This is a genomic window from Serratia sp. (in: enterobacteria) (assembly GCF_052400455.1).
Classification (GTDB): Bacteria; Pseudomonadota; Gammaproteobacteria; order Enterobacterales; family Enterobacteriaceae; genus Serratia; species Serratia ureilytica.
Window position 1 is genome coordinate 1,618,697 of the sequence record NZ_CP185812.1, and the last position, 19,918, is coordinate 1,638,614.

The 19,918-nt window shown below is 50.8% G+C and carries 14 protein-coding genes; all 14 read left to right on the top strand.

The window, feature by feature from the left end:
* Positions 1-560: 560 nt before the first annotated feature.
* The 14 genes from ACORQT_RS07765 to gndA all read left to right on the top strand — a co-directional run bounded on the left by ACORQT_RS07765 (position 561) and on the right by gndA (position 19,888).
* Entirely contained in the window at positions 561-3,554 is a 2,994-nt protein-coding gene (locus tag ACORQT_RS07765; RefSeq protein ID WP_042784050.1) for a beta strand repeat-containing protein, read from the top strand.
* Between the two features lie 380 nt (positions 3,555-3,934).
* Positions 3,935-5,701 (top strand): type I secretion system permease/ATPase, encoded by a 1,767-nt coding sequence (locus tag ACORQT_RS07770; RefSeq protein WP_033650615.1) that lies wholly within the window; start codon positions 3,935-3,937, stop codon positions 5,699-5,701.
* A 54-nt stretch (positions 5,702-5,755) separates the two neighbouring features.
* On the top strand, positions 5,756-7,087 hold the full coding sequence (locus ACORQT_RS07775) for an HlyD family type I secretion periplasmic adaptor subunit (RefSeq protein WP_042784051.1): 1,332 nt from the start codon (positions 5,756-5,758) through the stop codon (positions 7,085-7,087).
* A 2-nt stretch (positions 7,088-7,089) separates the two neighbouring features.
* Complete coding sequence (locus tag ACORQT_RS07780; RefSeq protein WP_033650617.1) at positions 7,090-8,466, top strand: TolC family outer membrane protein; 1,377 nt, start codon at positions 7,090-7,092, stop codon at positions 8,464-8,466.
* Between the two features lie 426 nt (positions 8,467-8,892).
* Positions 8,893-9,906, top strand: a complete 1,014-nt coding sequence (gene galE / locus ACORQT_RS07785; protein WP_444859351.1) for a UDP-glucose 4-epimerase GalE — start codon at positions 8,893-8,895, stop codon at positions 9,904-9,906.
* A 487-nt stretch (positions 9,907-10,393) separates the two neighbouring features.
* A complete protein-coding gene (gene galU / locus ACORQT_RS07790) occupies positions 10,394-11,281 on the top strand; it encodes a UTP--glucose-1-phosphate uridylyltransferase GalU (RefSeq protein WP_033650619.1) in 888 nt (295 codons plus the stop codon).
* Positions 11,282-11,594: 313 nt separating this feature from the next.
* The gene (locus ACORQT_RS07795) at positions 11,595-12,362 is read left to right on the top strand and encodes an ABC transporter permease (protein WP_019454384.1); all 768 of its coding nucleotides are present in this window, start codon (positions 11,595-11,597) and stop codon (positions 12,360-12,362) included.
* Positions 12,362-13,102: an ABC transporter ATP-binding protein gene (locus ACORQT_RS07800; RefSeq protein ID WP_033650620.1), complete on the top strand. Its 741-nt coding sequence runs from the start codon at positions 12,362-12,364 to the stop codon at positions 13,100-13,102. Before ACORQT_RS07795 ends, ACORQT_RS07800 begins: the two co-directional genes overlap by 1 nt.
* Before the next feature lie 31 nt (positions 13,103-13,133).
* Complete coding sequence (locus tag ACORQT_RS07805; RefSeq protein WP_033650765.1) at positions 13,134-15,017, top strand: DUF4422 domain-containing protein; 1,884 nt, start codon at positions 13,134-13,136, stop codon at positions 15,015-15,017.
* Positions 15,018-15,021: 4 nt separating this feature from the next.
* Positions 15,022-16,176 carry a UDP-galactopyranose mutase gene (glf, locus tag ACORQT_RS07810; protein WP_033650766.1) on the top strand — a complete coding sequence of 385 codons (1,155 nt, stop codon included), beginning with the start codon at positions 15,022-15,024 and terminating at the stop codon, positions 16,174-16,176.
* Positions 16,173-16,853, top strand: coding sequence for a glycosyltransferase (locus tag ACORQT_RS07815; protein ID WP_444859352.1), 681 nt, complete (start codon positions 16,173-16,175; stop codon positions 16,851-16,853). Before glf ends, ACORQT_RS07815 begins: the two co-directional genes overlap by 4 nt.
* Before the next feature lie 95 nt (positions 16,854-16,948).
* A complete protein-coding gene (locus tag ACORQT_RS07820; RefSeq protein WP_444859353.1) occupies positions 16,949-17,071 on the top strand; it encodes a hypothetical protein in 123 nt (40 codons plus the stop codon).
* 14 nt (positions 17,072-17,085) lie between these two features.
* On the top strand, positions 17,086-18,228 hold the full coding sequence (locus tag ACORQT_RS07825; RefSeq protein WP_033650622.1) for a glycosyltransferase family 4 protein: 1,143 nt from the start codon (positions 17,086-17,088) through the stop codon (positions 18,226-18,228).
* A 253-nt stretch (positions 18,229-18,481) separates the two neighbouring features.
* Positions 18,482-19,888, top strand: coding sequence for an NADP-dependent phosphogluconate dehydrogenase (gndA, locus tag ACORQT_RS07830; RefSeq protein WP_042784055.1), 1,407 nt, complete (start codon positions 18,482-18,484; stop codon positions 19,886-19,888).
* The last annotated feature ends 30 nt before the right edge of the window (positions 19,889-19,918 follow it).

The following is a 19,918-nucleotide window of genomic DNA, read 5'->3' on the forward strand; positions in this document are numbered from 1 at the left end:
GCCTGTTTCCCGCCTTCATCACCGCGCTCCAACTTTTCAACGCTCATGTAATATCTTTATTCTTCAATTAGATAGTTTTTATCTTTATATCACTTATGCCCCTATCCCCCATCCCTCCGCGGCGACTAACCGGCATTGCACGTCTGAAAAAATCCTCTCTATTTAGTATGGTTTTTCTCTGTCTAACTTAGGTTTGAGCCACCACTGAAGCGATCTTTATATGAAAATGGCAATATCATTGCCATTTTATTCGAAGTTTAAACAAATCATCTTATTAACCATCGCCTTACCGTTAGATGTGCTGCCTTTAATTGACATAACAATAATCTCATTGCGTTCCTTGACAGATCCGGTCATCAGATACTTTACTCAGTAAATAACTATGGGCGCGTTTAGGAGAGTTATTTAGCTGGAATTGATTTTATTGCTATTAATTTGATGTTGAGTTTACAGGCAAGACCAAACTTCTTTAAATTCAGCAGCTAAGCTTATGTTGCTGAACATCGAAAGTTGTGTGGAACGTTCTTTTTACCTTATCTCACTTAGATTAGGAGTTTTTTATGGCTTCTCTAGCATCTCAGCAGCAGGCGGCGGCGATCTACTATTCGGTTTTGGGACGTACTCCGTCTCTGACCGAGATCAACACCTATGGGCAGCAGCTCGAGGGTGGCACACAAACCGCAGCGCAACTGGCACAGTTCTTCATCAGCTCTTCCGGCGGGAATGCGCTCTATTCTGGGAAAACCGACTCGGAAATTCTGCAGATTATCTATACCCGTGAGTACGGCTCTGCCGCCACATCTCAACAACTGACTGATTTCCTGAATGGCAACACCCTGAGTTCGGCGGTTTCCAATGTCGTCAGCGGGTTGCTGAACTACAGCGGTAGCGACGCCACGATATTGGCTCAACAGACCGCATTCCAAAACACGGTTAACACGTTGCTATATCCTTCGACGGCCTCCGCTGCCTTAGGGCAAGGTGCATCGGATATTCAAGCTATTTTGCATGTTATCGGTTCGACCGTGACTGCCGATGCCGTCAACTATTTTGGCGCTAAAATCAATGCCGGGATGACGATCACTCAGGCTGCGGCCGCCAACATTGCGGGGCGTTCTTACCTGACTTCGCTGAGTGACGACGCATTTATCGCTCGTCTGTTCCAATTTGGTTACGAGCGTGCGCCATCCTCTGCCGAATCTGCCAGCTTCCTGTCATTGCTGCAGGGGGGCGCGACTCGTGCCGATCTGGTGGTTGATATTATCCAGGGATTGCGTGGCACCGTCGCGGCCGGCGATCTGACGGCGCAGCAACATTTCAATAGCGCTACGACCGTGTACCAACCAGGCCATCTCCCAGGATTGGCGTTCCAGGAACAAATCGCGGCTGTCTACCTGGGCGTTCCGGAACGCGGCGTTGATGCTTCCGGTTTAGACACCTGGAGCAAAGCGTTAGCCGCCGGCATGTCATATAACTCATTGATCGGTAACCTGGTTAGTTCTTCCGAGTTCCAACGTAAGGGCGGGCAGTTAACCGGCACTGATTTTATCCAGCATGTTTTCACCGCGGTGCACGGCGTTGCCGCCACGACGGCTCAACTGGCTATTTACAGCGCATTGGGCTCAGACAAAGGGATCATTACCCAAGCGATTATTAATGATCTGCGCTCTTCGACCGCGACGGATGCAGCAACCGTAACCCAACAGCATGCTTTCGAATTCGATATCGGCACCAGCTTGTTGTATAAAACTAGTGCCAACCTGTCTGTTACGGCGGGGGGCGGCAACGGCACCGGCACCGTCAATACCGGCGCCAGCCATGCGTTGAGCAATGCGGAGACCGCGGTGTTGACCAACGTGGTGTTGAACGCCAACGCCGCCAGCCTGGTCAACCTGAAGTTCGCCGATCACTTGGCCAACCTGACCATCAACGGCACCAGCGCGGCAACGGTGAACCTGTCTGACAACGGCGCCAGTTCTGGGGTTGCTGTCACCGTCAACAACGGCAATATCATTCTGAACACCGGTTCAGGTGCGGACAATGTGGTCGTTACTTCGACGGCAAATCTCGCGACCGGTACCGCGCAGTTTAACCTCGGCGCCGGCAACGACAGCCTGCACTGGGCGGGTAACGCCGTTGCCGGCGCGGCGAACACCGTCGCCAATACCGTCAAGGCTGACGGTGGCGCAGGGACGGACTCCATCTCCGCCAACTTCATCACCAAAACCGTGGTGACCAACCAGAACGCCTTGGGCGTTCGTACCAGCACCGTAACCAGCAACGCCAACAACTTCTCGAACTTCGAGCAGATTGATCTGACCGGTTATATCGGCAAGTCTGTCGGTACGCTGATTACGACACCGCTGGTTGGTTCACCGACTACCACTACCGTCACAACACCGACCAACACCTTCGACTTTGGCCTGACCAACGGCACGTCCACGGTGGAAGGCACCACGGGGGGCACTGTCACCCAGAACGCGGCGGCAACCAACCTGGGTGCGCAAGGGTTTGTGATCTCCGGCCTGGCTAATGTCAACGTCATCAACGCCGCCGGCGGCAACGCCGCGCAGCTGGAAGTGAAAGGGGACGCGACCTCCGCCAGTACGCTGAACTTCACCTTCGTGCAGAATGCCACCGATCACTTCAACATCAACTTTGATGCGGTGAGCTCTGCCAACGTGAATGCTGGCGCCATCAGCCTGAACAGCAGCAGCAGCGTTCTGTTGGGGACGGCATTGACGACGGTGAACGTGGCTTCCGGCGGGACCGGTGCGTTCAGCAATATTCTGTCTCTGGCAGGCACCAACGCGCAGGTTCAGAATATCAACGTGACCGGCGACCATGCGTTGAACCTGACCGTGGGCGCGGGCTACAGCAACGTGCGCGACATCAATGCCTCTGCCAATACCGGTGGTTTGAACCTGGATTCAAGCCATGCGGGTACCGGTGACGGTATTATCGTGCAACTGCTGAAAGCCTTGCCGTTGAGTGCGGCTACCACGGCGCTGCTGACTCCGCTGCTGAACACGCTGGGTCTGAACGGTTACCAATTGACGGTGGAAGGGACGTCGACGACCGACAGCTTCAACGTGCTGGGTAACACCACGCTGACTGGCGGTAACGGAGCGAATACTTACGATCTGAAATCCAGTAACTCGCAGGCGGGGGTCACCATCACCGACTTCAGCACCGCGAAAGACAAGATCGTCGATGCCGCTTCCGGCCTGACCCTGTCCAACACCGGTACCGCGGTGGCGGATTACGGTACTCGCGCTTCAGATACGTTGGATGCGCTGTTAGGTTCGCTGGTTGGCGGTCTAACTACCGGCGTTGTCGGTCTGTTGGGTGGCATCCTGGGCCTGAGCAATCCTAACTCGCTGACGGCGAAGGTGGGCGTGGCCTCGGTGGTGTTCAGCGGGACAGGTAACAATGCTGACTCCTATGTGATTATTGACAATAACAATAACCACACGCTGGATGCCAACGATACGGTCATTTACCTGACTGGCCAGAACCACCAGCAATTGGTGGATACTCTGCACTACGCCTAAGGGTAAAGTTGCAATAACAAATAATTCCATATGGAACTATTTGGGGTTAAATAATGCGGGGGCGTAATCCCCCGCATGTTTAATTTTGTGAGCGGCGTCATTCTCTCTAAGTTATTCCATTTCGTTATCTTCCCTCCCTGCTTTTATTTTCTCATATCGCATTGTTTTGTTGGGCTTTTGTCAGGCGCGTTGACCGGCTTTTTTTTTATGACCCACCTTGCCGGTTTTCACTTTCTCTACCTATAGTTAACAAAAGTATCTGCAGTCTCGGGCATTTCTTTGGGGTGAGCCTTCTCGGGATAATTCTTTTTTTAGGAATTTCTTTAGGTAGGGGGTCAATGCGGATTGGACTGACAGTGCACATGATGTAAGGGCAGAACGTGAATCAATTTATCCCGCGCAACGAAATTGCGGATGTTATACGTACACGCAGCAAAGTCTTCTGGACCGTTGGTATATTTACTGCGTTTATTAACCTGTTAATGCTGGTTCCTTCCATTTACATGCTCCAGGTTTACGACCGGGTGCTGCCTTCGCGCAATGAAATCACGCTGTTAATGCTGACGCTGATCATGCTGGGTATGTTCGGCATGATGTCCTTGCTGGAATACGTACGCAGCATGGTGGTGATCCGCATCGGCAGCCAGTTGGATATGCGCCTCAATACGCGCATTTATACGGCGGCTTACGAGGCGAATTTAAAGAACGGCTCGTCCGATGCCGGCCAGATGCTGAGCGATCTGACCAACGTGCGCCAATTCCTGACCGGTAGTGCGCTGTTTGCCTTCTTCGATGCGCCCTGGTTCCCGATCTATCTGCTGGTGATTTTCCTGTTTAACCCTTGGTTGGGGTTGTTCGCCCTGGTGGGCTCCTTGCTGTTGATCGCCCTGGCGGTGATCAACGAAGTGGTGTCGAAGAAGCCTCTGGCGGATGCCAGCCGGCTTTCAATCATGTCAGGCAATCTGGCCAGCACGAATTTGCGCAATGCCGAAGTGATCGAAGCACTGGGGATGCTGCCTAACCTGAAGGGACGCTGGTTCGGTTTACACCAGCGCTTCCTGAATAGTCAGCGTATCGCCAGCGAGCGGGCATCGCGGGTGACATCGATCACCAAGTTTGTGCGTTTGTCGCTCCAGTCGCTGGTTTTGGGGCTGGGGGGCTGGCTGGCGATCGATGGGCACATCACGCCGGGCATGATGATCGCCGGTTCCATCTTGATGGGGCGCACGCTGGCGCCGATCGAGCAAGTGATTAACGTATGGAAAAGCTGGAGCTCCGCCAAGCTGGCTTATCAGCGTCTGGTGCGCCTGCTGGAACAGCATCCGCCTCGCGGTACCGGCATGTCGCTGCCGCGTCCGGAAGGGGTGGTTTCCGTTGAAGGGGTGACCGCTACGCCGCCGGGCTCGAAGGGGAGCGCGGTATTGCATAACGTCAGTTTCGCCGTTCAGCCGGGAGATGTGCTGGGGATTATTGGGCCAAGCGCCTCCGGCAAATCGACGCTGGCGCGTCTATTGGTCGGCATCTGGCCGGTCAGTGAAGGCATCGTGCGACTGGACAATGCCGACATCTACCAGTGGAACAAGGACGAGTTGGGGCCCTATATCGGTTATCTGCCGCAGGATATTGAACTGTTCGCCGGCAGCATCGCGGAGAACATCGCCCGCTTCAACGAGCTGGACTCGGAGAAAGTGATTGAGGCCGCCAAGTTGGCCGGCGTGCATGAGCTGATTCTGCGCTTTCCCAATGGCTATGATTCGGTGATCGGCAGCGGTGGCGCCGGGTTGTCCGGCGGCCAGAAACAGCGTATCGGTTTGGCACGTGCGCTGTATGGCGATCCGTCTCTTATCGTGCTGGATGAACCCAACTCCAATCTGGACGATGCCGGTGAACGGGCGTTGAACCAGGCCATTACGTTCCTTAAACAGCGCAATAAAACGGTGATCCTGATTACTCACCGCACCAATCTGCTGGCGATGACCAACAAGCTGTTGCTGCTGGTTAACGGGAATGTCAATGCGTTTGGCCCAACGCAGCAGGTATTGCAGGCCCTGGCGAATGCGCAAAAAGCGCAGGTGCCTCCGCAGGCGGTGCGTGCGGTGAACTCCGAGCCGGATGAAGGCGATATCCCTAAAACTCAAACTAATTAAGCCGTGAACTCGCCTGGCGGCGCCGTTGCGTCGCCGGCAGTCAAAGGAGTTGGTATGTCTACGCATATTGGCGAGCCGCATGACTCGTACTCAGAACAGATCCCGTTGGATGAGCGTCGTTATACCCGCCTGGGGTGGTTGGCGCTGGGGGTGGGCGTGTTCGGCTTCTTGGCCTGGGCGGCGTTTGCGCCTCTGGATAAAGGGGTGGCGTCGCCGGGCTCGGTAACCGTTTCCGGCAATCGTAAAACGGTGCAGGCTCCGGCCAGTGGCATCATCAAAAATATCGCGGTGAAAGACGGCGATAAGGTGAAAGCCGGCGAGGTGCTGGTGCAACTGAGCCAGGTGCAGGCGCAAGCGCAGGTCGATTCGCTGCGCGATCAGTACTACACCACCTTGGCTACCGAAGGGCGCCTGCTTGCTGAACGGGACGGGCTGGGCAATGTCACGTTTTCCCCGATCTTCGCCAAGATCAAGGATCAGCCGCGCGTCGCGGAGATTATTGCGCTGCAAACGCAGCTGTTCGCTTCCCGCCGCCAAGGGCTGCAAAGTGAAATAGACGGCTATAAGCAGTCGATGGACGGGATCCGCTTCCAGTTGAAAGGCCTGCAGGATTCGCGTGCCAATAAACAGATCCAGCTTTCCAGTTTGCGTGAACAGATGAACAGCATGAAGCAGTTGGCCGCGGACGGATACCTGCCGCGCAACCGCTACCTGGAAATTCAACGCCAGTTCGCCGAGGTGAACAGCAGTATCGACGAAACCGTCGGGCGGATTGGCCAATTGCAAAAGCAACTGCAGGAATCTCAGCAACGCATCGATCAGCGCTTTGCTGATTATCAGCGCGAGGTCAGAACGCAGCTGGCGCAAACCCAAATGGACGCCAGCGAGTTCCGCAACAAGCTGCAAATGGCCGATTTCGATCTGGGCAACACCGCCATCACCTCACCGGTGGACGGCACCGTGGTCGGATTGAATATCTTCACTCAGGGGGGCGTCGTGGGAGCGGGTGACCACCTGATGGACGTTGTGCCCAGCCAGGCGACTTTGGTGGTGGATTCTCGCCTCAAAGTCGACCTGATCGATAAGGTGTACAACGGGTTGCCGGTGGATCTGATGTTTACCGCCTTCAACCAAAACAAAACCCCGAAAATTCCGGGAACGGTCACGTTGGTTTCCGCCGACCGTCTGGTCGACAAAACCAATGGCGAACCCTACTACCAGATGCAGGTCACGGTCTCGCCGGAGGGCATGAAAATGCTCAGTGGCGAGGACATCAAGCCGGGGATGCCGGTGGAGGTGTTCGTGAAAACGGGGTCGCGCTCGCTGCTGAGCTATCTGTTTAAACCTATTTTGGATCGCGCTCATACTTCATTAACCGAGGAATAATTTTGATTCATTCAAAACGACAGGCTGCCGGTCTGGTTATCGGCACCCTTTTGTTTGCGATGTCTGCGCCGGTTTATTCGATAGGGATTTTAGACGCATATTCGCTGGCATTAGAAAAGGACCCGACTTTTCGGGCGGCTATAAAAGAGAAAGAAGCGGGAGATGAAAACGAAAATATCGGCAGGGCGGGGCTGCTGCCGAAGGTATCGCTGAATTACCAGAATTCGCCGCGTAACTGGCAAACCCAGAAATATCCACAAAGCGACTTCTTTGGCAACATTACGGAAGCGACGCGGCGCCAGCAGTACCGCAGCTACTCCAGCTCGGTGACGCTGACGCAGCCGCTGTTCGATTATGAGGCCTATGCGCGTTATAAAGGCGGCGTGGCGCAGACGATGATGTCGGATGAGCGCTATCGCGGCAAACTGCTCGATCTGGCGGTGAGGGTGATCAGCGCGTATGTCGAAGTGGCCTATGCCAAAGATCAAATCGCCTTGGCCGAGGCGCAGAAAGCAGCCTATAAAGAACAGTTGGCGTTGAACGATCGTCTGATGAGCGCGGGTGAGGGGACCCTGACCGACGTCTCCGAAACGCAGGCGCGCTACAGCCTGGCAGAGGCGCAGGTGATAGAAGCGCGCGACGCGCTGGACGCTGCGCAGCGTGAGCTGGAGGTGATCATCGGCGTGCCGTTGAATCAATTGGATGAGCTGCAGAGCTTACGGCCAGGGCAATTCAAGGTGGCGCCGCTGATCCCGTCGAAGTTTGAAGAGTGGCAAAAGATCGCCCTGGAAAACAACCCAGTGCTGGCCGCCTCGCGCCATGGCGTCGATGCGGCGAAATACGAAGTGGAGAGAAACCGCGCCGGCTTTATGCCGAACGTGCAACTTTACGCTTCGCATTCGGAAAACGACTCCAGCAGCGATAACACGGTTAACCAGAAATATCGTACCGACAGCATCGGCGTGCAGGTGAGCCTGCCGATTTACTCCGGCGGCGGCGTGGCGGCCTCCACCCGGCAGGCCGCGGCGCGCTACGGCCAGGCGATGGCCGAAATGGACACGCAAGTCGGCACGACGCTGAACGATCTGCGCAAGCAGTTCAATCTGTGCATCAGCAGTCGTGCCAAACTGGCGGCCTACGAATTGGCGGTGAAGTCGGCGACTACGCAGGTGACGGCGACCCGGCAGAGCGTGTTGGCGGGACAGCGCGTCAACGTCGATGTGCTCAACGCCGAACAGCAGCTCTACAGCGCCCAGCGTGACTTGGCCTCCGCCAAATACACCTATATCAAGTCTTGGATTACCTTGTTGAGCGACTCCGGCACCTTGGACGAGAAGGATGTGCTGCGCGTCGCGCAGTATTTTGCCCGTAATCGCTAGAGGTTATTCCACTATAAGCATGACTCTGAAAGAGCAGCGTTAAGCTGCTCTTTTTCAATTTCATGCGTGTATTTCTCAGGTTGTGTTTACTTGTTTTTTATTTGATTCATAAAGAATGTCTGCTTGGGCTTGGGCTTGGGCTTGGAATGCGGTCATGCTCCTGAGAGGGTATCGAATTCTGCCGAAAGATAACGAGAAGCCACCCAAGCGCGATGCCACGTTCACCCCCAGGAAAAGGTGATGCTGCAGTTAACCCTTCATCGCTCAAGAGGCGCACATACCGTTTTCTCTTCATGCGTGAACCATTGAGCTGTATTATGCGTTTTGTCATCAATGGATGGTTTGCGTGAACGTCTCATGAAACAAACGGTCTTCTTATAGAACGAGTAACTATGCTTCGATGCTATCGAAGCGTAAGGGGTTGATATGGCAATTTTAGTTACCGGTGGCGCTGGTTACATCGGATCGCACACCGTGCTATCGCTTCTGGAGCGTGGCGAGGACGTTGTGGTGCTGGATAATTTGTCCAACTCATCTGCGGAGTCATTGCAGCGCGTGGAGAAACTGACGGGGAAAGCCGCGGTGTTCTATCAAGGCGATGTTCAGGATGCTGAATGCCTGCATCGTATCTTCGGCGCGCATGATATCACTGCCGTGATCCACTTCGCCGGCCTCAAGGCTGTTGGAGTGTCAACGCGCAAACCGCTTGAGTATTATCAGAATAACGTCACCGGCACGCTGGTACTGTTGGATGCTATGCGCCGTGCCGGCGTACATGATTTCATCTTCAGTTCCTCCGCCACTGTCTATGGTGCCAATTCGCCGGTGCCTTATGTTGAAACGACACCGATCGGCGGCACGACCAGCCCTTATGGCACGTCTAAGCTGATGGTGGAGCAGATCCTGCAGGATTTCGCTAAGGCTGAACCGCAGTTTTCGATTATTGCCTTGCGTTACTTCAACCCGGTCGGCGCTCATGAATCGGGTTTGATCGGCGAAGATCCTAACGGTATTCCCAATAACCTGCTGCCTTATATTTCGCAGGTGGCTATCGGCAAACTGGAGAAGTTGGGTATTTTCGGTGGTGACTATCCAACAAAAGACGGCACGGGCGAGCGCGACTATATTCACGTTATGGACTTGGCCGACGGTCATCTCAAAGCGATGGATCATCTGGCGAAGATCAGCGGATTTAAGGCTTATAACCTGGGGGCCGGTGTAGGGCACTCGGTGTTGGCGATGGTTCAGGCATTTGAAAAAGCTTCCGGCGTAACGATCCCTTACCAAATCTTGCCTCGCCGCGACGGCGATCTGCCTGCTTTCTGGGCGAACGCGGATCTGGCATATCAAGAGCTAGGATGGAAAGTACGTCGGAATATTGATGACATGATGCGCGACACTTGGAACTGGCAGAAGAAAAATCCGCAAGGGTATAAGTAAGAAAACTGATATAAAGTTAAGCAACGAAAAAGCCCACATCTCGATGTGGGCTTTTTCGTTGTTGGTCATGAAGATACCGGGGAGTACTTTTTTTGTAATTAATAATCATTCTCAATTAACCAGTGTTTTTATTAGCGTGCTTATTAAATTTTGCTTTTTTTGGCCACTCTTACCCTGCGGTAGCAAAAACGGCACCTGGCGTCAGGAGGTTTTTAGGACAATTTTGAAAGCATGAATGGTTTATTTTTTATTGTTATTCAGTGTGTTAGGATTTTTCTTGGTGGCTGGCGGTTACTGCATAGACAAATGACGTTTTGTCTATGTGGCGTTAATGTATTAACTTCCCACATGGGTGTATAATTCAGCCCGAAGAAAATAGAGGTCTCTTGGTTGCATAACCGAGGACGGCGATAACGTCGAAATGTTATCGCGATAATTTTGACATGTTGCATTAATGAAACTGAAGTCGTTGGGAGCCCCCACAGATATGCTGAAAGCTGTCATTCCCGTTGCCGGTCTTGGTACCCGCATGTTACCGGCCACTAAGGCGATTCCTAAGGAAATGCTACCGGTTGTCGACAAACCTCTTATCCAATACATCGTAAATGAATGCGTCGCCGCCGGTATTAAAGAGATTATTCTGGTTACGCACTCGTCAAAAAATGCTATTGAAAACCATTTTGACACCTCGTTTGAATTGGAAAGCATGCTGGAGTCACGCGTTAAGCGCCAACTGCTGGAAGAAGTTCAGTCTATCTGTCCGAAAGGCGTGACCCTGATGCATGTGCGGCAGGGGCAATCCAAAGGGTTGGGCCATGCGGTACTCTGTGCCAGACCCCTGATCGGTGATGCGCCGTTTGCCGTGTTGCTGCCGGATGTGCTGATGGACGACATCGCCTCTGATCTAACGAAAGATAACCTCGCCAGCATGATCGCTGAATTTGAAGCGCACGGTCGCAGCCAGATCATGGTAGAACCTGTGCCAGAAAAAGACGTGTCCAAATACGGCGTGGTTGATTGTCGCGGCGTGGCCGTGGCGCCAGGCCAAAGCGTGCCGATGCATGCGATCGTCGAAAAACCCTCGCAGGAAGAGGCTCCTTCAAATTTGGCTGTCGTTGGCCGCTATGTTTTGGCTGCTGATATCTGGCCGCTGCTGGAAAAAACGCCTTATGGCGCTGGCGGTGAGATCCAGCTTACCGATGCTATCGCCATGCTGATGGAGCAAAAACCGGTTGAGGCTTTCGCCATGGTTGGGCGTTCGCATGACTGCGGTGATAAATTAGGTTATATGAAGGCCTTTGTTGAGTATGGTCTTCGTCATCCGACGCAGGGTGAAGCATTTTCTGAGTGGTTAAAGGGGATGTTGCAGGCTTAAGCGTCTGCTATACCTGACGAATCCAGCCGATTCCTAAAGTAAAATGAATTGGCTGGATGTAGCTTGAGGGCAGGTTACACGCGCTCATCGCGCTGTGTAGCGAACTGGGTGCAGGAAGTTTTCCCGGTTATGAAGTAAAATCAACAGGTTGTTTTAAGTGTGCTCTGGTTGCCGCAATGCCAGGGGCGGTAGCGTGGTTGCGATTAGTTCAGCAACGCATTCTACCCGTCATGCCATCTGGCTACGCTGGACCTGAAGACGTACGGCCATGTTTCATCTGTCAGGGAATTTCAATCTTAAATCGAGTTTTTATATGAAGTATAGCTTAGGTTATCTTTGGGATTTGGCTTCGGTCATCACAGAGAAAGAATTAAAAGTAAGATATAAAAGCAGCTTCTTTGGCTATTTATGGTCAATTGCTAATCCATTACTCTTTGCTATGATCTATTATTTTATTTTTAAATTGGTCATGCGGGTTCAAATACCAAACTATACCATTTTCATTATTACAGGCCTGTTCCCTTGGCAGTGGTTTGCCAGCTCAACGACTAACTCCTTGTATTCGTTTATCGCAAACGCACAGATCATCAAAAAAACCGTATTTCCGCGTTCGGTCATTCCTTTTAGTAATGTCCTGATGGAGTGTCTGCATTTCCTCTGCACGATTCCGGTCATTATCTTCTTTCTCTATGTCTATGACATGCGTCCATCAATTGATTGGCTTTGGGGGGTTCCGCTTATCGGCATTGCGCAGATGATGATGACCTTCGGGATCGCGATGATGTTATCGACGCTGAACCTTTTCTTCCGCGATCTGGAACGTTTCATCACGCTGGGTATCATGCTGATGTTCTACTGCACGCCGATTTTGTACTCCGGTGATATGATTCCTGAACAATATCGCTTCCTGATTGATTTTAATCCACTGGCTAACATGATACTGAGCTGGCGTGATCTTTTTATGAATGGCGTAATTGATTATCACCAGATAGGCATGCTTTACGGATATGCGTTGCTGTTCATTATCATTGGTGTCAGCATTTTCAATAAGTTGAAGTACAGATTTGCAGAGATATTATAATGAGCGTAGCTATAGAATTTAAAAATGTGACTAAGCGCTATCCATTATACCATCATATTGGATCTGGCATTAAAGAGCTGATTTTTAACCCGCGTCGTGCACTAAGCTTACTGAGCGGTCGTAGTTATCTGGCGATTGAAGATATCAGTTTCCAGGTTAAAAAAGGCGAATCGGTTGCGCTTATTGGCCGAAACGGTGCGGGGAAGAGTACGTCGCTTGGTTTGGTCGCCGGTGTGATGAAACCGTCATCCGGTTCTGTTCATGTAGTTGGCCGTGTGGCTTCGATGCTGGAGTTAGGCGGTGGGTTTCACCCCGAGCTGACTGGCCGTGAGAATATTCGACTGAATGCGACGCTGTTAGGCCTTCGTCGTAAGGAGTTGAAGCAGCGTTTGGATAAAATCATCGAGTTCTCCGAGCTGGGTGAATTTATTGACGAGCCCATCCGAGTTTACTCCAGCGGTATGTTGGCGAAGCTGGGTTTCTCTGTCATTACGCAGGTTGATCCAGATATTCTGATTATCGATGAGGTTTTGGCAGTCGGGGACATCTCGTTTCAACGCAAATGTCTCGAAACTATTAATGAGTTCAAGAAGAAAGGGGTGACAATTCTTTTTGTTAGCCATAATCTTCGTGATATCGAAAAAATTTGCGATAGAGTCATCTGGATAGAAAACCATAAGATGAAAGTTATGGGTGAGGCTCATACTGTTATAGCGCAATATAAAGAAGCAATGAGTTGAAATTCATAACCGTGATTGCCAGGTAGTGCAAATGCAGAATATTAAAATATATACGTGTCATCACAAGCCTAGCGCTTTTCTCGACTCAAAGTGGATACAACCAATTCATGTCGGTAAGGCTAATAGTCTTACCGAGATTGGATGCCTTGGTGATGATACGGGTGATAATATATCGTTCAAAAACCCATTCTATTGTGAGTTGACTGCGCATTATTGGGTATGGAAAAATGCAGAGCCAGCCGACTATGTTGGGTTTATGCACTACCGGCGTCATCTAAATTTCTCTAACGATCAGCAGGCCCCGGAGGACCGATGGGGCGTGGTGAGTGCTGAGAAGGTAAGTCGAGAATACCAAGATAAATTTGGTTTGAATGATGAAACGATTCCTCTTTGTCTCGAAGGCGTCGACATTATTTTGCCTAAAAAATGGGATGTTGGTGCTGCAGGTAGCAAAAATAATTATCAGCATTATAAAATCTCTAACCACTTGCATATCGAAGACTATGATGCCGCATTGACCGTATTGGGAGAGCTTTATCCCGAATATATCACTGCCGCAGAAAAATTTAACCAAGCCTCAGATGGTTATTATACGAATATGTTCGTGATGAGAAAGGACATCTTTGAGGACTATTCAATCTGGCTCTTTTCTATTTTAGATAAGTTGGAAGAGAGGCTGAGGTTTAAAAACTACAGCGATCAGGAAAAGCGAGTTGTCGGCCACATTGCAGAACGGTTACTTAACATTTATGTTGGTCACAAGCGAGAAGTTGGCACCTTAAATATTAAAGAGCTGCAGAGAACCTTTATTCAGAATGAAACCTTCTCGGCGACGCTGGAACCTGCATTCTCTGATAATAATGTACCGGTTGTCATTTGCTTCGATGATAATTATGCGATTAGCGGGGCTGCATTAGTCAACTCTATCATTAAGCATGCTAATCCTCTTTTGAATTATGATTTGGTGGTGCTTGAGAACGGAGTGTCTCAGGCGAATAAGCAACGTTTCTTCTCTCTGCTTGCTGAGCATGACAATATCAATCTCCGCTTCTTTGATGTTAACGCTTTTTCAGAGATAAAGAATGCGTTTACGCGTGCACATTTCAGTGCTGCAACCTATGCACGTTTGTTTATTCCTCGGCTGTTTGCTGAGTATGAAAAAGTGATCTTTATTGACTCGGATACTGTAGTCGAGAATGATTTAGCAGAGTTACTCGATATCCCGTTGGCCGATAACTTGGTTGCGGCGGTAAAAGATATCGTGATGGAAGGGTTTGTTTTGCTTGGCGCCATGTCACAATCCAGTGACGGAGTGATGCCGGCGAAGGAGTACCTTTCTTCTTCATTGGGTTTAATCAATCCAGATGAATATTTCCAAGCGGGAATATTGGTATTTAACATTGTTCAGATGAATAAAGAGAATACCTTTTCCAGCCTGATGGAGGCGATGCAGGGTAAGCAATACTGGTTCCTCGATCAGGATATTATGAATAAAGTTTTCCATGGCCGCGTACATTATTTGCCGTTGGAATGGAATGTCTATCATGGTAACGGTAATACAGAGACATTTTTCCCCAATTTGCCATTTTCAACCTACATGCGTTTCCTTGAGGCGCGTCGCAATCCGAAGATGATTCACTTCGCTGGTGAGAATAAACCGTGGAATACGCGTTACGTTGATTTCTTCGATAATTATCACAAGAATATACTGAATACGCCCTGGGCTCCGGAGCTTTATGCCCGCTTGCAAGGCGAGAGGAAGGATTCGTCACCCGCACGTAAGAAGAGTGGGGCACCGATATTGAAACGCTCCATAATGTTTATTCTTAATCGTGTAGCGCCGAAAGGGACAACGCGGCGTAATGCAATGACCAAATACTACTACAAATTTAGACAGCTAATTCGCGGATCATAAGATGATGAACAGTAAGAAAATTTTAATCGTTGGAGCAGGCTTTTCCGGTGCGGTGATCGGGAGAAAATTGGCTGAGCAAGGCCATCAAATTCATATTATCGATCGCCGTACTCATATCGCTGGCAACTGCTACGACGCTCGGGATGAAAAGACGGACGTGATGGTGCATACCTATGGTCCGCATATTTTCCATACCGACAACGAGCAAGTCTGGAACTTTGTGAATCAGTACGCCACAATGATGCCTTATGTTAACCGCGTAAAAGCGACGGTAAACGGCCAGGTTTTCTCGCTGCCGATCAATTTGCACACCATCAACCAGTTCTTCAAAAAAACCTGTTCACCAACGGAAGCGAAAGCCTTGATCGCCGAGAAAGGCGATTCCAGTATCACCGATCCGCAATCGTTCGAAGAACAGGCGCTGCGCTTTGTCGGCAAAGAACTGTATGAAGCCTTTTTCAAAGGTTACACCATCAAGCAATGGGGCATGTCCCCGGCACAGTTGCCGGCTTCGATTCTGAAGCGTCTGCCTATTCGTTTTAATTATGATGATAACTATTTCAATCATAAGTTCCAGGGGATGCCGAAAGACGGTTATACCAAAATGGTGGAAGGTATTCTGGATCACCCGAATATCTCGGTGACGTTGGATACCCAGTTCCAAATGCAGGATCGTGAGGGCTACGATCATGTGTTTTACAGCGGTCCGCTGGATGCGTTCTATGACTTCCAGTTTGGGCGCCTCGGCTACCGTACGCTGGACTTTGAGAAATTTACCGTGGAAGGGGATTATCAAGGCTGTGCGGTGATGAACTATTGTGAACAGTCGGTACCTTATACTCGCATCACCGAGCATAAGTACTTCTCCCCTTGGGAACAGCACGAAGGGTCGGTTTGCTATAAAGAGTACAGCCGCGCTTGCGAAGAAAATGATATCCCTTATTACCCGATTCGTCAGGTCGGTGAAATGGCATTATTGGAAAAATACGTCGATTTGGCCGAAAAAGAACATGATATTACCTTCATTGGCCGCCTGGGTACGTATCGCTACCTGGATATGGACGTGACCATTGCCGAAGCACTGAAAACGGCTGAAACCTATCTGGCCAGTCTGGAGCAAGAAAACGCTATGCCAGTATTCACGGTCAGCATCAGATGAGATGTTCGGCGTTAATTGTTACATTCAATCGCCTGGAAAAATTGAAACAATGTTGGGCGGCAACCTCTGCGTTGCCGTTTGATGACATTGTCATTGTCGATAACGCGTCGACCGACGAAACGCAGTCGTGGCTACACAGTATCGAAGATAGCCGTTTGCACGCCATACGCGCTGCGCAAAACGACGGCGGCGCAGGCGGGTTCAGGCTCGGAAGTGAATATATTGCGAGTAAGATAGACACCGACTGGGTGTTTATGTTCGATGATGACGCTTATCCCGATCGCACATTGTTGACACGTTTCGCTGAATTGGCGCAACGGTTCGACTATGAGGCCTACTGTTGCCGAGTCCTGGATAGACAAGGGACGTTATGCAAAATGAACGTACCTTTCAGCAAGATGCCTACGTCGTTGGTAAACACGTTGGGTTATATCGCCAGACCCGAACGTTACATCCCCGCAGAGCTTAAGCCTGCGGATGTCGTGACTTTCTCATTTGTTGGTGCAATAATACGCAAAGACGTTTTAGCCGCTAACATTGAGTACATTTGGCCAGAACTTTTTATTTATTATGATGATCTTTACTTCTCTTACAGGTTGAGTCAACAAGGGTATCGGTTCCGGTACTCACCAGAGTTGGTATTTCTGCACGATGTGCCTGCTGGCCAGGGGGGATAAACCCGCCCTGGAAAGTCTACTATCTGGTCAGAAACCTGCTCCTCTCAAGGATGCTTTTCAAAAAACATGAAAGACCTTACTCACTCGGAGCTATCGTGTTACGTATTGCAAAATATTTACTTTCTTTTACCTCTCAAGGCAAAAAAGGTGAATATATTAAATACGTAGTGCGCGGTATTGTTGACGGTATATCACGTAAAAATGGTAAACAACATTAGCCGGTAAGAGTTAAATGAAAAAGATTTGTTATTTTATCAACTCAGATTGGTACTTTGAACTGCATTGGGTTGAAAGAGCGCTGGCGGCTCAGGCTGCTGGCTATGAAATCCACGTTGTTAGCCACTTTGTGGGAGACGACATTCAGCAAAAGTTGGCAGATAAAGGTTTTATCTGCCACGATTCATCAGTATCTGAGCTGTCCATCAACCCGTTCAACTTCTTTGGTTCATTGGCCAAGGTATGGTCGTTGCTCAAAAAAATTGACCCAGACGTACTGCATTGCATCACTATCAAACCTTGTTTGATGGGGGGGTTCTTTGCGCGTTTTTACAACAAACCGATTATTCTGGGCTTTGTCGGGCTTGGGCGTGTCTTTATGGAAGACAAATTGTCAATGAACGTCATTCGTTATCTGACGTTACATTCGTACAATCATATCTTTAAGAACAAAAAATGCTTGCTGGCCTTTGAGCACGAACACGACCGCGATCGACTTCTTGCGCTGACTGAAGCGAAAAAAAGCCAAACGGTTGTTATCGATGGTGCCGGCATTAACCCCGATATTTATCACTACTCGCTAGAAATCAACCGCGAAAAACCGGTCGTCTTGTTCGCCAGCCGATTGCTCTGGAGCAAAGGATTGGGCGATCTGGTCGAGGTGAAAAAGCGCTTGGCGCAGAAAGGCGTGGATTTTGTGTTGAATGTGGCGGGAATTTCCATTGTTGACGATCCGGATGCGATTCCGCTGTCGCAAATAGAAGAATGGCACCAGCAGGGGCTCATCAATTGGTTGGGTCGTTGCAGCGACGTTTACAGCCTGATTGAGGCCTCTAACGTTGTCGCTCTGCCTTCTACGTATTCAGAAGGCATTCCGCGTATTTTGCTGGAAGCGTCTTCGGTTGGGCGTGCTTGCATCGCTTATGACGTGGGTGGTTGCCAAAGTCTGATTATTGATGAGTACACCGGCAGCCTGGTGGAGATGCGCAATATCGAGGTTCTGGCAGAGAAGTTGGAGCAGTTGCTTACCAGTCCAAGCAAGCGCGTTGAGATGGGCGTGCGCAGCCGTGAGCGTATCGAGAGCAAATTCGCCTCATCATTGGTTATTGATGACACGTTAAAGCTCTATCAGCGTGCGATCGCAGCCGGAAGTTATTGAGCGTCGTGTGAGCGTTGGGTTTTTCGGTAAAAGGACAGTGGAAAATCCAAATTTGTAAGCAAGAGTCATGGCTGTAACCTAAACGGCTGTTATTGTCGCGATTGTGTAATTTTTGATGGTTCGTAATCTGTTGCAAAGCCTATCGCACCAATCACTACCCACCCGGCTCAATCCTGAGTTAACATGTGTGCCACATCACAAAACCTGCTGGCCGACGTTGCCAGCAGGGTCATCCTCAGACAGGAGTTCCTAAATGTCCAAGCAACAAATCGGCGTTGTCGGCATGGCGGTAATGGGCCGCAACCTCGCGCTGAACATCGAGAGCCGTGGTTACACCGTTTCCATTTTCAACCGTTCTGGCGACAAGACTGACGAAGTAATCGCTGAGAATCCGGGCAAAAACCTGGCGCCGTATTACACCGTTGAAGAGTTTGTTGAATCGCTGGAAAAACCACGCCGCATCCTGCTGATGGTGAAAGCGGGCGAAGCGACGGATAAAACCATTGCCTCGCTGACTCCGCATCTGGACAAGGGCGATATCCTGATCGATGGCGGCAACACCTACTATCAGGACACCATCCGTCGTAACCGCGAACTGTCCGACCAGGGCTTCAATTTCATCGGCACCGGCGTTTCCGGCGGTGAAGAGGGCGCGCTGAAAGGGCCTTCCATCATGCCTGGCGGCCAGAAAGAAGCTTACGAGCTGGTAGCGCCGATCCTGGAGAAAATCGCTGCGGTTGCGGAAGGCGAGCCTTGCGTGACTTATATCGGCGCTGACGGTGCTGGCCACTATGTGAAGATGGTGCACAACGGCATCGAATACGGCGACATGCAGCTGATTGCCGAAGCCTATTCTCTGCTGAAGCAGGCGCTGAACCTGAGCAACGAGCAGCTGGCCGAAACCTTCGCCGAGTGGAACAAGGGTGAGCTGAACAGCTACCTGATCGACATCACCAAAGACATCTTCACCAAGAAAGACGAAGAGGGTAAATACCTGGTCGATGTGATCCTGGACGAAGCCGCCAACAAAGGCACCGGCAAGTGGACCAGCCAGAGCTCGCTGGATCTGGGCGAACCGCTGTCGCTGATCACCGAATCGGTGTTCGCACGCTACCTGTCCTCGCTGAAAGATCAGCGCGTTGCCGCGTCTAAAGTGCTGACCGGGCCGAAAGTGGCACCGTTCACCGGCGACAAAGCCGAGTTCATCGAGAAAGTGCGTCGCGCGCTGTATCTGGGCAAGATCGTATCCTACGCGCAGGGCTTCTCTCAGCTGAAAGCCGCGTCCAAAGAAAACAACTGGGATCTGCACTACGGCGAAATCGCCAAGATCTTCCGTGCCGGCTGTATCATCCGTGCCCAGTTCCTGCAGAAGATCACCGACGCTTACGCGGCGGACGCCGATATCGCCAACCTGCTGCTGGCGCCATACTTCAAGCAAATCGCCGACGAGTACCAACAGGCGCTGCGTGATGTTGTGGCCTATGCCGTGCAGAACGGTATCCCTACGCCAACCTTCTCCGCCGCGATCGCCTACTACGATAGCTACCGTTCAGCGGTGCTGCCGGCTAACCTGATCCAGGCGCAGCGCGACTACTTCGGCGCTCATACTTACAAGCGTACGGATAAAGAAGGTGTATTCCACACCGAATGGTTAGACTAACGTACTGTAATCATTAAATATTTTAAACCA

Bases quoted from the DNA above. Each gene is read 5' to 3' on its own strand.
- ACORQT_RS07765 (WP_042784050.1), top strand. From the start codon at position 561: ATGGCTTCTCTAGCATCTCAGCAGCAGGCGGCGGCGATCTACTATTCG.
- ACORQT_RS07805 (WP_033650765.1), top strand. From the start codon at position 13,134: ATGCAGAATATTAAAATATATACGTGTCATCACAAGCCTAGCGCTTTT.
- ACORQT_RS07800 (WP_033650620.1), top strand. From the start codon at position 12,362: ATGAGCGTAGCTATAGAATTTAAAAATGTGACTAAGCGCTATCCATTA.
- ACORQT_RS07775 (WP_042784051.1), top strand. From the start codon at position 5,756: ATGTCTACGCATATTGGCGAGCCGCATGACTCGTACTCAGAACAGATC.
- galE (WP_444859351.1), top strand. From the start codon at position 8,893: ATGGCAATTTTAGTTACCGGTGGCGCTGGTTACATCGGATCGCACACC.
- gndA (WP_042784055.1), top strand. From the start codon at position 18,482: ATGTCCAAGCAACAAATCGGCGTTGTCGGCATGGCGGTAATGGGCCGC.
- glf (WP_033650766.1), top strand. From the start codon at position 15,022: ATGAACAGTAAGAAAATTTTAATCGTTGGAGCAGGCTTTTCCGGTGCG.
- galU (WP_033650619.1), top strand. From the start codon at position 10,394: ATGCTGAAAGCTGTCATTCCCGTTGCCGGTCTTGGTACCCGCATGTTA.
- ACORQT_RS07795 (WP_019454384.1), top strand. From the start codon at position 11,595: ATGAAGTATAGCTTAGGTTATCTTTGGGATTTGGCTTCGGTCATCACA.
- ACORQT_RS07815 (WP_444859352.1), top strand. From the start codon at position 16,173: ATGAGATGTTCGGCGTTAATTGTTACATTCAATCGCCTGGAAAAATTG.
- ACORQT_RS07825 (WP_033650622.1), top strand. From the start codon at position 17,086: ATGAAAAAGATTTGTTATTTTATCAACTCAGATTGGTACTTTGAACTG.